Here is an 11,657-nt window from a genome sequence, read left to right on the forward strand (position 1 = left end):
ACGGAAAGGAAAGCATAATGACCACGATAAAACCCTGGTATCTGTCGCGCACGATCTGGGCTTCGATCGTAACCATCCTGACTGGCACCGCCGGCCTGACGGGAGTCCCGCTTGACGGCCTCGACGGTTCGGCGCTGACCGATACGCTTCTGCAGGCCGTCAGTGCGATATCCGGCCTGATCGCCGTCTTCGGCAGGTTGTCTGCAAAGGAACGAATAGGCTAGGATTGCTGTTGGCATGGTTGGGGTGGGCAGCCATGCCGTTTCAGGCGCGCTCGCCAGGCCGGTGGGGGAAATGGTCAGCATGTATGGTGTTCATTCCGCGTTCAGCCGCGACTGGTTAGGACGTTGAACATGAAAAAGCTTCGTCACCTCCCGAGATGGGCCCTGCCAGTGATCTGCGCATCTGCGCTGGGGATTTCCCAGGCAAACGCGCTTCCGGTGGCCGCGCCACGGGCGCAAAGCCCTGTGATCCATGTTGCTGCCGATTGCTATTCGATCGGCCAGCAGGTTGCAGCCCAGGCGGGAGGAACATTGGCCAAGGCTTCGGAAGCAAACCGGGGCGGCCAGTCGGTCTGTGTCATTGTGGTCCTCGTCCCGGGCAAGGATGGCGAGCGCCCGCGCCGCACGGAGATCGTCGTGCCCCAGGGCTGACTGGCGGTGCGTTTCAATAGCTGCGGAATCGCCTTATATCTGGCCTTCGATCGAAAGGGACTGGCTGCATGCGTGTACTCGTCGTCGAGGATGACAAGGACCTGAACAGGCAAATCTCCGACGCCTTGATCGATGCCGGCTATGTCGTGGATCGGGCTTTCGACGGAGAGGAAGGCCATTTTCTTGGCGACACCGAACCTTACGACGCGGTCGTACTCGACATCGGCCTGCCGCAGATGGACGGCATCAGCGTCGTGGAACGTTGGCGGCGCGACGGCAAAAAGACGCCGGTGCTCATGCTGACGGCGCGCGACCGCTGGAGCGACAAGGTTGCGGGCATAGATGCAGGTGCCGACGACTATGTGGCGAAACCTTTCCACATCGAGGAAGTGCTGGCCCGTCTGCGAGCACTGATCCGGCGTGCTGCCGGCCATGCTTCGTCGGAACTGACCTGCGGCCCGTTGCGGCTCGACACAAAAGCATCGAAGGCCGACATCAACGGCGTGCCGCTGAAGCTCACCTCGCTTGAATTTCGATTGCTGGCCTATCTCATGCACCATATGGGCGAGGTGGTGTCGCGCACCGAACTGGTCGAACATCTCTACGATCAGGATTTCGACCGGGATTCCAACACGATCGAGGTGTTTGTCGGGCGGCTGCGCAAGAAAATGGGTATGGACCTGATCGAGACCGTGCGTGGCATGGGTTACCGCATCCGTGAGCCGGAGGCCTAAGTCGCCAACCCCTCCCACAACACGCGCGACCGGCAAACTCGCATCAATGCGTGTGTGGCCGCGCTCGCTGACATTTCGGGTCATGGCATTCTCGACCGTCTGGGCGGTTCTTGCCCTGGTTGTAATCTTTACTTTGATCACGACGCTTTACCGCCAGGCGAGCGAGCGTGGCTTCGATAGCCTGCTTTCAGCGCATTTGTTCAACCTGATCGGCTCGGTCGGCGTGTCCGAACAGGGAATGCTGACAGGCGCTCCGGATCTCGGCGACCTGAGGTTTTCCGAACCTCAGTCGGGCTGGTACTGGTCAGTAGAGCCGGCCTCGAGCGGACTGACAGGCGATCTTCGGTCGTCTTCGATGACCAGGTCCATACCCTCGCCAAGCGTTGCAGAGGTGCCATTCAATTCCGGGTTCCAGCGAAACTATCTGACTGAAGGGCTGGAGGGGGAACAACTTCAGGTTTTCGAAAGCGAGTTCGTGCTTGATGCGAAGAATCGCATTGCCCGTTTCCGCGTCATGGGAAATGAGACCGAACTGGAACAGGAGATCGGCGCGTTTCAACGCCGGTTGCTGACATATCTGTCGCTGTTCGGGTTCGGCATGATCGCCATCAATGCGATTGCCATCCTTTACGCCTTGCAGCCGCTGCGGCGCGTCCGCGACGCGCTCGCTATGGTGCGCCAGGGCACGGCTCAAAGGCTAGGCGGCCGTTTCCCGGCCGAAATCGAGCCTCTGGCCAACGAAACCAACGCGCTGATCGAGAACAACAAGCGCATTGTCGAGCGATCCCGCACCCAGGTCGGCAACCTTGCCCATTCGCTCAAAACCCCTCTTGCCGTGCTGATTAACGAAGGTCGCGCCCTTGGCGGAGAAAAGGGGCGGCTGATAGCCGAACAAGCCACGTCGATGCAAAAGCAGGTCGAATACTACCTGCAGCGCGCCCGAATGGCGGCCCAGCGCGATAGCGTCGTCTATCGCACGCCGGTCAAGCCGCTGGTGTTGCGGATGGCTCGTGTCATGGAGAAGCTCAATCCGGACACCGAACTGAGGCTGACGCTGCCCCAGGACGAGGTCGTCTTTGCCGGCGAGCGCGAAGATCTTGAGGAGGTGCTTGGCAATCTGCTTGAGAATGCCATGAAATGGGCAAGGAGCACGGTTGCCGTTTCGGTCGAACTTGTCACCGAAGATGAAGGAAATGCCGGTCTTTTCGAGATCAACATTGAAGATGACGGCCCCGGCATCCCCGAGGGCGAAGCGCGCGAAGCGCTCAAACGGGGAAAACGTCTTGACGAAAGCAAACCGGGTACCGGCCTTGGGCTGGCCATTGTAGCCGACCTTATCAATGAATATGGCGGCCAACTGGCGTTGGAGCGGGCCGTCTTGGGCGGGTTGAAGGCAAGCTTCCGTTTGAGGAACATCGAGTAATTTTCCAGGAAGGCTGGCGAGGCAAGTTGCTCACTCGGCTTTCGAAATCGTCATTTTTCGCCATGCCAGGCTTTTTTGGAAGGTTCCCACAGTTCAACGTGCTACGAATCGGCCAAACTTCCGTCAAAGATCGGCACTATCGCGATGCGCGGTCCGATGAGGCGGCAATGGGGACTTGCTTGGCATGAACAGTCGCGTGGTGTTTGTCGTTGGATTGTTTGCGCTTGCAGGCTGCAACACGACCGGACTTGGCGGTACCTCAATGGGCGCTTCGGGGTCAGGCCCAGCCGCGAATACCGGGCGGGTGGGCGCGACGGTGATCTCGGCCATGGGCGGAGGGCTGGTCAGCGGTTCGATCGGATCGGGCCTCAGCGAGCGTGAGAAGCGCAGCGGTCTGGAAGCGGAGTACAAGGCGCTGGAGTATACGGCGGGCGGTAAGCCGGTGACCTGGAAAGGCGACCAAGCCAATCATTACGGCGAGGTTGTCGCAGCACAACCCTATCGCGTGGGTTCGCAGGATTGTCGCCAATACACGCATACCGTCTTCGTCGGCGGACCGGCCATGTCGGCACGCGGAACGGCCTGCCGCAATGCGGATGGCAGTTGGACACCGCTCACGTAAGCCTGTTTTCAGGACCGCAAGCGCCGGTAGCTCATCTTATGTTGCGCAAAGGCAAAGATTTGTCTGCCGACCGGGCTTATCCGGTGGCGAACCTGCCACGAATGTGGCGATCAAGTTGACTTCACGAAGATTCGTCAAAGGGTCGCAGCGCGTTCATGTTGGCAGTCCGACGCACTACGGCTATTTAGAGCGCCATGTTGTTCTGGGTCATTGCCGCTGTTTTGACGCTGGTTGCGAGCTTGGCGGTGCTGCTGCCCCTCGCAGCGAAGCCGAAATCCAAAATTGCAGGATCGGGGCACGATCTGGAAGTCTATCGCGATCAGCTTTCGGAACTGGATCGCGATCTGGCGCGGGGGCTGATTCAGCCTGCCGAGGCAGAACAGGCTCGCGCCGAAGTGGCTCGCCGTATCATTCGGCTGGGTGGCGAAGAAAAGCTGGATAGTCCAACCTCGCGGCCAGCGTCTACCAAACTACGACTGATTTCCGCCGCAGCCGTTCTGGCAGTGCCGCTGATCAGCTGGGGCACTTATGCTCGCCTCGGATCGCCGGATCTTCCCTCTCAGCCGCTGAGCGAAAGGCTGGCCAAGAATCCGGGCGAAAGCTCCGTCGACGAACTTGTGGCGCGGGCAGAAGCCCACCTTTCCGCAAATCCAACCGACGGGCAGGGCTGGGATGTGCTGGCTCCTGTCTATTTGCGCATGCAGCGCTTCGGCGATGCGGCAAACGCGTATCGGAACGCTATCCGGCTGCTGGAGCCGAGTTCCGATCGCCAGTCCGGCTTGGGCGAGGCGTTGGTGAATGCGGATGGCGGGAAGATTTCGGCGGACGCGAAACTGGCTTTCGAGGCATCGCTGAAACTTGATCCGTCCAACCCCAAGGCCTCTTTCTTTGTCGCGATGGGGCTGGCTCAGGATGGCCGCAAAGACGAAGCGGTGGCGACCTGGCAGAAGATGCGCGCGGGCTTGCCTCAAGGTTCGCCCTGGCTCGATGCAGTCGATCAGGCACTCGCCCGTGCAGAAGCGCCACAGGCGCCTGCAGCGAATGGACCCAGCAAGGAAGAGATGGAGGCCGCAGCCTCGATGTCTTCCGAAGACAGGGCGTCGATGATAGCCGGGATGGTGGCGCGCCTTGACGAGAAGTTGAAGCTAAATCCCAAGGATGCGGAAGGCTGGATGCAACTCATCCGTTCTTATCTTGTAGTCGGCGATGCCGAAAAGGCCAGGGATGCGCTCAACAGGGCGGTTTCGGTATTCGGTCCCGATAGTGAGCAGGCAAAAAAGTTCGTCGCCTTTGCTTCTTCGAATGGGCTTGAGGTTGCGGAGTAGGCGATGACACGCAAGCAGAAGAGACTGTCTGTGATTGTTGGCGGCCTCGCATTTCTGGGTGCGGCGACTGGACTTACCTTCTATGCGCTTGGCCAGAAGGCGTCCTATTTCTACATGCCGGGTGACCTGACGACGGCCAGCCTCCAGCCCGGGCAGCGGATCCGCCTTGGCGGTCTTGTCGAAAAAGGAACGATCCAGCGTGGCCAAGGCACCACCGTCGCCTTTTCAGTGACCGACACCGAAAAATCCGTCAAGGTTACCTATACAGGCCTCCTGCCTGATCTTTTCCGCGAGGAGCAGGGGGTGATCACGGAAGGTTCGTTCGGGGCGGACGGCACTTTTGTCGCCGACAGCGTGCTCGCCAAGCACGACGAGACCTATATGCCCAAGGAAGTGGCCGACAGCATGAAGGCCAAGGGTATCTGGCAGGAGAGCACGAATGAATAGCGGGTGGTCTCGCCATGGTTGAAATCGGCCATTTCGCGCTCGTCCTGGCACTGGCACTGTCGCTTGTGCAGACAACGATCCCGCTGATCGGGGCCCGTATCCACAACGAGAGGATGATGGCGGTCGCAGCTCCTGTCGCCTTGACCGGACTTGCACTTACGGCGTTGTCCTTTGTGGCGCTGATGGTCGCCTATGCGCGCTCGGATTTCTCGGTGCAGACGGTTTGGGAGAATTCGCATTCCCTGCAGCCGTTCCTGTTCAAGATCACCGGTGTGTGGGGCAATCACGAAGGCTCGATGCTGCTCTGGGTGCTGATCCTGACTTTTTTCGGTGGGCTCGTGGCGCTATTCGGCAATAATCTGCCACCGACGCTCAAGGCCAATGTTCTTGCCGTTCAAGGTGCCATCGGTGCAGCGTTCTTTCTGTTCATCCTGGCAACCTCGAATCCGTTCACGCGGATTTCGCCCGCCCCCATCGAAGGGCGCGACCTGAACCCGGTGTTGCAGGATATCGGCCTGGCGGTTCATCCGCCGCTGCTCTATCTGGGTTATGTCGGGTTTTCGATCTGCTTTGCCTTCTCCGTTGCGGCTTTGATCGAAGGACGTATCGATGCCGCATGGGCGCGCTGGGTGCGGCCATGGACGCTGGTTGCATGGGTCTTCCTGACCGGTGGCATCGCCATGGGGTCGTACTGGGCCTATTATGAGCTAGGCTGGGGCGGCTTCTGGTTCTGGGACCCGGTTGAGAACGCCTCGTTCATGCCTTGGCTGGCCGGTACGGCACTGCTGCACTCTGCAATCGTGATGGAAAAGCGGTCGGCGTTGAAGATTTGGACGCTGCTTTTGGCGATCCTGACGTTCTCGCTGTCGCTGCTCGGAACCTTTCTGGTACGCTCCGGGGTGCTTACTTCCGTTCATGCCTTTGCCACCGACCCGGCTCGCGGCGTCTTCATTCTGGGCATTCTGTTGCTATTCATCGGCGGCTCGCTGGCTCTGTTTGCGTTGCGGGCTTCCTCGCTGACACAAGGCGGGCTGTTCCAACCGATTTCGCGGGAAGGCGCGCTGGTTCTCAACAACCTGTTCCTGACCACGGCCACCGCAACCGTGTTCATCGGCACGCTCTACCCATTGTTCATCGAAGCTGTATCGGGCGACAAGATTTCGGTCGGCGCCCCGTTCTTCGACCTGACATTCATTCCGCTGATGATGCCGCTGCTGCTGATCGTTCCTTTCGGGCCACTGTTGGCTTGGAAACGCGGCGATGCCTGGGCGGTGGCGCAGCGCCTGATGTTCGCATTTGCGGTGGCTCTGCTGGCGGCGCTGGTTGCGGGTTTCCTGATCGACGGTTCCTCCGCTTTGGCAGCGTTCGGTACAGGACTGGCCTTCTGGCTGATTTGCGGCGCATTGACCGACCTCGCGATCAAGGCCGGGTTCGGAAATGTCAGCCCGGCTGTAATGGTGAGGCGTTTTGCCGGCCTGCCGCGCTCGGTCTTTGGCACCGCGCTCGCCCATCTGGGGTTGGGGCTCACCGTGCTTGGATTGGTCGGAACGCTTTGCTTCGGCGTGGAACACATCTTGACGATGAAGCCGGGCCAAACGGTCGATATGTCCGGCAAGCTGGTGCGCTTCGACGGCCTTGCCGGCTACAAGGGGCCGAACTTCGATGAGGAGCGCGCTCACTTTTCCCTGCTGAATTCAGACAAGGGCGTTGTCGGAGAAATTTACTCGGCCAAGCGGCTTTATCCGGTCCGGCAGACAACGACCACCGAAGCCGGCATCAAGACAATGGGCTTTAGTCAGCTCTATATTTCTATCGGTGACGATGCGGCCGACGGAGCGGTCGTGGTGCGTCTGTGGTGGAAGCCACTGGTGATACTGATCTGGGGCGGTGGGCTGGTGATGATGGCCGGGGGTATCATGTCGCTCATGGATCGCCGGTTGCGTGTCGGTGCCCCCTCGCGCCGGCGCAAGCCGGTTGGCGCTGCGCCGGCAACGGATGTGGCCTGATGCGCAGGCTCTCACTCGCAAGCCTGTGTCTTGGGCTGGCACTGCTGGTTTCGTCTCACGTTCAGGCGGTAACGCCTGACGAGATGCTGGCCGACCCGGCGCTTGAGGCACGTGCGAGGTCCCTCTCGGAGGGGCTCCGCTGCTTGGTTTGCCAAAACCAGTCGATCGACGCATCGGATGCGGACTTGGCCCGCGACCTGCGCATCCTGGTTCGCGAGCGCATCACGGCGGGCGACACCGACGACGAGGTGACGGATTACATCGTTTCGCGATATGGCGAGTTCGTGCTGCTGAAGCCGCGCTTCGACTTGAGCAACGCACTGCTGTGGGGCGCGCCGTTTCTGCTGCTCATTGGCGGCGCTGTCTTCGTTTTCAGGGCATCGAGGAAGAAGCAACCCGCCGAAGCGGCTGAACTCAGCAAGGAGGAGCAAGCCGCCCTCGATCAAATGCTGGGCAGGGATCAATAGTCTCTGATCCTAATTCGTCACTAAGACCTAGCCTTCGATCAACTTGTCGTTTGTACATTACCAAAGTTTCATGCACCGGAAATGGCGCCGTAATGTAGCGCGCTCTATCTCTCTTGCCGAGGATGCGTTGCGCATCTCGTGCAAAGAGGATCGAAATCCATGTCTAGCGCCCCCAAAATCCTTTCCGGCAGCCGCAAGGGTCTGACCGCCGCTGTCGCATCACTGGCAATCGCCGGCGCAGTCGGCTTCGGTGCCGTGACCGCCGGAACCGCTCCTGTTCTGGCAGACGCCGTTCGTGTTCAGGCACCCCAAGTTCCAAGTTTTGCCGATGTGGTCGCCAATGTCTCCCCCGCTGTCGTCAGCGTGCGGGTGAAATCCAAGATCCAGCCGGCGGCAGACGATGGTTCCGGTTTTTCGTTTGGACCCGACGGGCTGGACAATCTGCCGCCCGATCACCCGATGCGCCGCTTCTTCAAGGAATTCCGCGGATTTGGTGACCAGAATGGACGACAGAACCGACTTGATCGCCGTAGTAACAACAGCAAGCCTCGGCCGGTTGCGCAAGGTTCCGGCTTCTTTATCTCCGAAGACGGCTATCTAGTGACGAACAACCACGTGGTGGATGAGGGCACGGCCTTCACGGTCGTCACCAATGACGGCAAAGAACTCGACGCCAAACTGATCGGCACCGATGCGCGCACGGACCTCGCGGTTCTCAAGGTCGATAGCAGCGATAAGTTCACCTATGTCGACTTTGCCGACGACGCTTCGGTTCGGGTCGGCGACTGGGTGGTTGCAGTGGGCAACCCCTTCGGCCTCGGCGGAACGGTCACGGCCGGCATCATTTCGGCGCGCGGGCGCGATATCGGCGCCGGTCCTTATGACGATTTCATCCAGATCGATGCGGCGGTCAACCGCGGCAACTCCGGTGGTCCGGCCTTTGACCTCAGCGGTCGGGTGGTAGGCATCAACACGGCGATCTTCTCGCCTTCGGGCGGGAATGTCGGCATTGCCTTTGCAATCCCTGCCTCAACCGCCAAGCAGGTCGTGCAGGATTTGATGAAGGACGGCTCTGTAGCCCGTGGGTGGCTCGGTGTGGAAATCCAGCCGGTAAGCAAGGACATCGCGGAGTCGCTCGGCCTGCAATCCGATAAGGGTGCGCTTGTTTCCAATGCGCAGAACGATGGCCCCGCCAAGAAATCCGGTATCGTTGCCGGCGATGTCATTACCCAGGTCGATGGCAAGAATGTCGACTCAACCAGAGAACTGGCCAGGTTGGTGGCCGGCTACGCACCGGGTTCATCGGTTAACGTAACGCTATGGCGCGACGGCAAGTCCGAAACCGTGAAAGTGAACCTCGGCGAACTGCCCAAGACTGACCAACAGGCGTCGGCTGATGATCAGACTGCACCTGCTGCGCCGACCGATTCATTGGCGGACCTTGGCCTGACGGTCACCGGTTCGGAGGACGGTAAAGGACTTGTTGTCACGGATGTCGATCCAGACAGCGATGCGGCGGACCGTGGCATCCAGGCCGGTGACGTCATTACGGCTGTGAATTCCGAGAACGTCGGCAGCGTGAAAGATATCACCGATGCGATGGCGCAGGCTGCACAGGCCGGCAGGAAATCAGTTCTAGTCCAGATCAGCCGCAACGACAGCAACCGCTTCGTCGCACTCCCCCTCGCCAAGGGCTGATTGGCTGGTTCCTGAGCATGGGCACTTCATCCCATGATCTCCACAACAAGCGGCAGCGGGCTTCATCGTTCGCTGCCGCGCCGCTATGAGGGCCCGCGCACATGTCGTCCTCTCGACTTGCAGAAATCGCGTATAGTGAGCCCATGAAGATTCTTGTCATTGAAGATGATCGTGAGGCGGCCGATTACCTTCAGAAGGCCTTTTCCGAAGCTGGGCATACGGCGCATGTGGCCGGCGATGGCGAGACCGGTTTCGCGCTAGCCGATGCCGGCGATTACGACGTCATGGTCGTGGATCGCATGATGCCAAGGCGGGATGGCCTTTCTGTCATCGCTGCACTTCGTTCTCGTGGCAACACGACGCCTATCCTGATCCTCTCGGCCCTGGGCGAGGTGGACGATAGGGTTACGGGCCTGCGCGCCGGCGGCGACGACTATCTCACCAAGCCTTACGCTTTTACCGAACTGCTTGCGCGCGTCGAAGTGCTGAACCGGCGCGCCGGAGCAAGGGAAAGCGAGACCGTCTATCGGGTCGGCGATCTCGAGCTTGACCGGCTGTCGCATTCGGTAAAGCGCGCAAACCAGGAAATCACGCTGCAGCCGCGCGAATTCCGGCTGCTTGAATATCTGATGCGCCACGCCGGCCAGGTGGTTACGCGCACGATGCTGCTCGAAAACGTCTGGGACTACCATTTCGACCCACAAACCAATGTCATCGACGTTCATGTGTCGCGCTTGCGCGGCAAGATCGAAAAGGGCTTCGACAAGCCGATCCTGCATACCATCCGGGGTGCCGGCTACATGCTGAAGAACGGCTGACGCTGCATGGCGCTATCGATGCCGGCCATAATGAAAACCACCGCCGCGCGGCTGTCGGCGCTCTATCTGCTGCTTTTCACACTGTGCGCGATTTTGCTGGTCTTCTACATGACCTCTTTATCGGTGCGCATGCTGATCACGCAGACACAGGAGACCATCAACGATGAAGTGCTCGGCCTTGCGCAGGCTTATCAGCGGGGCGGCTTGCCGACCCTTGTTCGCGTCGTGGAACAGCGTTCGCGCCAGCCGAGCGCCAATCTCTATTTGATCGCCGACGCCAACGGACAGATCCTGACCGGAAACGTCCAGAGTCTCGAGCCTGGCGTCCTTGGCAATGACGGATGGACGGCGCGTCCCTTCTACTACCGTCGCTACGGAGAGGGTGAGCTTGACCGGCAACGCGGTGAGACTGGCCAAGACAGCGCCCAGAGCACGGCACCGCGAGGCCACGATGCCGTTGCCGTTGTCCTGAGGCTGCCCAACCAGATGATCATGCTCGTCGGCCGGGACCTTGGCGAACCGCAGCGTTTTCGCGACGTGGTACGCAGGGCGCTGGTGCTGGCGCTAGGCATGATGGCGCTAGGCGGTATCCTGATCTGGTTCTTTGTCGGGCGAGCGGCTTTGAAGCGCATCGACGGCGTCTCGGCGGCAAGCAACCGCATCATGGGCGGTGATCTGACTGGCAGATTGCCGGTAACGGGCGCGGGCGATGAATTCGACCGGCTTTCGCAAAACCTCAACGCCATGCTGGCCAGGATCGCGACCCTCAACGAGGGTCTCAAGCAGGTATCGGACAATATTGCGCATGATCTGAAAACACCGCTCACGAGACTGCGCAACCGGGCGGAAGCCACGCTTGCCGGCAAGCATAAGGTTGCGGACTACCGGGAGGCGCTCGAAGCGACGATTGCCGAATCCGACCAGTTGATCAAAACGTTCAATGCCATCCTTATGATCTCTCGTCTTGAGGCGGGGTATTCGTCCGAAAATCTGGCGAAAGTCGATCTTGCGGCAGCGGTCCATGACGTCGTCGAGCTTTACGAACCGGTGGCGGAAGAGGGAGGAGTTACCCTTGAGGCCGCACCGATGCAGAGCATCGAGATTGACGGCAATCGTGAACTGATCGGCCAGGCTCTTTCCAACATCGTCGACAACGCAATCAAGTATTCGATCGACGCTCGTGACAAGCCGGCAGTTCGGGTGACGCTGGAGCGGGCTGATGGTCAAATCAGGCTGGCAGTGACCGACAACGGCCAAGGCATCCCAGGTGAAGAGGATCGGGCCCGCGTCACCGAGCGCTTCGTTAGGCTTGAGAAAAGCCGCTCGCAGCCTGGGTCGGGGCTAGGGTTGAGTCTCGCCAAGGCGATCATGAAATTTCATCGCGGGAGACTTGATCTTTTGCCTGCTGATCCCGGACTATCGGTGATGATGAGTTTTCCCGAACAAGACAGGTCCTGATCTCCG

General features: G+C 60.0%; 12 protein-coding genes. All 12 read left to right on the forward strand.

The features are described 5' to 3' along the window. The first annotated feature begins 17 nt into the window (after window positions 1–17). Window positions 18–224, forward strand: a complete 207-nt coding sequence (locus ASD64_RS10425; protein ID WP_056104632.1) for a hypothetical protein — start codon at window positions 18–20, stop codon at window positions 222–224. Between the two features lie 129 nt (window positions 225–353). Next, window positions 354–653: a hypothetical protein gene (locus ASD64_RS10430; RefSeq protein WP_056104635.1), complete on the forward strand. Its 300-nt coding sequence runs from the start codon at window positions 354–356 to the stop codon at window positions 651–653. Between the two features lie 68 nt (window positions 654–721). Further along, a complete protein-coding gene (locus ASD64_RS10435; RefSeq protein WP_056104638.1) occupies window positions 722–1,387 on the forward strand; it encodes a response regulator transcription factor in 666 nt (221 codons plus the stop codon). Window positions 1,388–1,469: 82 nt separating this feature from the next. Continuing rightward, the gene (locus tag ASD64_RS10440; RefSeq protein ID WP_274533358.1) at window positions 1,470–2,810 is read left to right on the forward strand and encodes an ATP-binding protein; all 1,341 of its coding nucleotides are present in this window, start codon (window positions 1,470–1,472) and stop codon (window positions 2,808–2,810) included. A 184-nt stretch (window positions 2,811–2,994) separates the two neighbouring features. Continuing rightward, window positions 2,995–3,432: a hypothetical protein gene (locus ASD64_RS10445; RefSeq protein ID WP_056104645.1), complete on the forward strand. Its 438-nt coding sequence runs from the start codon at window positions 2,995–2,997 to the stop codon at window positions 3,430–3,432. 194 nt (window positions 3,433–3,626) lie between these two features. Further along, on the forward strand, window positions 3,627–4,757 hold the full coding sequence (ccmI, locus tag ASD64_RS10450) for a c-type cytochrome biogenesis protein CcmI (protein WP_056104648.1): 1,131 nt from the start codon (window positions 3,627–3,629) through the stop codon (window positions 4,755–4,757). Between the two features lie 3 nt (window positions 4,758–4,760). Beyond that, window positions 4,761–5,204 (forward strand): cytochrome c maturation protein CcmE, encoded by a 444-nt coding sequence (gene ccmE, locus ASD64_RS10455; protein ID WP_056104652.1) that lies wholly within the window; start codon window positions 4,761–4,763, stop codon window positions 5,202–5,204. Window positions 5,205–5,218: 14 nt separating this feature from the next. Further along, on the forward strand, window positions 5,219–7,210 hold the full coding sequence (locus tag ASD64_RS10460) for a heme lyase CcmF/NrfE family subunit (protein WP_056104655.1): 1,992 nt from the start codon (window positions 5,219–5,221) through the stop codon (window positions 7,208–7,210). Further along, window positions 7,207–7,677 carry a cytochrome c-type biogenesis protein CcmH gene (locus tag ASD64_RS10465; RefSeq protein ID WP_244480772.1) on the forward strand — a complete coding sequence of 157 codons (471 nt, stop codon included), beginning with the start codon at window positions 7,207–7,209 and terminating at the stop codon, window positions 7,675–7,677. The genes ASD64_RS10460 and ASD64_RS10465 overlap by 4 nt, the downstream gene beginning before the upstream one ends. A 159-nt stretch (window positions 7,678–7,836) precedes the next feature. Next, the gene (locus ASD64_RS10470) at window positions 7,837–9,375 is read left to right on the forward strand and encodes a Do family serine endopeptidase (protein ID WP_056104660.1); all 1,539 of its coding nucleotides are present in this window, start codon (window positions 7,837–7,839) and stop codon (window positions 9,373–9,375) included. Between the two features lie 143 nt (window positions 9,376–9,518). Further along, window positions 9,519–10,193 carry a response regulator transcription factor gene (locus ASD64_RS10475; protein ID WP_056104663.1) on the forward strand — a complete coding sequence of 225 codons (675 nt, stop codon included), beginning with the start codon at window positions 9,519–9,521 and terminating at the stop codon, window positions 10,191–10,193. A 6-nt stretch (window positions 10,194–10,199) separates the two neighbouring features. After that, window positions 10,200–11,651, forward strand: a complete 1,452-nt coding sequence (locus tag ASD64_RS10480; RefSeq protein WP_056104666.1) for a sensor histidine kinase — start codon at window positions 10,200–10,202, stop codon at window positions 11,649–11,651. Window positions 11,652–11,657 lie beyond the last annotated feature (6 nt).

This window comes from Mesorhizobium sp. Root157, from assembly GCF_001427385.1.
Taxonomy (GTDB): domain Bacteria; phylum Pseudomonadota; class Alphaproteobacteria; order Rhizobiales; family Rhizobiaceae; genus Mesorhizobium.

Coding starts and splice junctions, on each gene's coding strand:
- ASD64_RS10425 (WP_056104632.1), top strand. CDS start 18: ATGACCACGATAAAACCCTGGTATCTGTCGCGCACGATCTGGGCTTCG.
- ASD64_RS10430 (WP_056104635.1), top strand. CDS start 354: ATGAAAAAGCTTCGTCACCTCCCGAGATGGGCCCTGCCAGTGATCTGC.
- ASD64_RS10435 (WP_056104638.1), top strand. CDS start 722: ATGCGTGTACTCGTCGTCGAGGATGACAAGGACCTGAACAGGCAAATC.
- ASD64_RS10440 (WP_274533358.1), top strand. CDS start 1,470: ATGGCATTCTCGACCGTCTGGGCGGTTCTTGCCCTGGTTGTAATCTTT.
- ASD64_RS10445 (WP_056104645.1), top strand. CDS start 2,995: ATGAACAGTCGCGTGGTGTTTGTCGTTGGATTGTTTGCGCTTGCAGGC.
- ccmI (WP_056104648.1), top strand. CDS start 3,627: ATGTTGTTCTGGGTCATTGCCGCTGTTTTGACGCTGGTTGCGAGCTTG.
- ccmE (WP_056104652.1), top strand. CDS start 4,761: ATGACACGCAAGCAGAAGAGACTGTCTGTGATTGTTGGCGGCCTCGCA.
- ASD64_RS10460 (WP_056104655.1), top strand. CDS start 5,219: ATGGTTGAAATCGGCCATTTCGCGCTCGTCCTGGCACTGGCACTGTCG.
- ASD64_RS10470 (WP_056104660.1), top strand. CDS start 7,837: ATGTCTAGCGCCCCCAAAATCCTTTCCGGCAGCCGCAAGGGTCTGACC.
- ASD64_RS10475 (WP_056104663.1), top strand. CDS start 9,519: ATGAAGATTCTTGTCATTGAAGATGATCGTGAGGCGGCCGATTACCTT.
- ASD64_RS10480 (WP_056104666.1), top strand. CDS start 10,200: ATGGCGCTATCGATGCCGGCCATAATGAAAACCACCGCCGCGCGGCTG.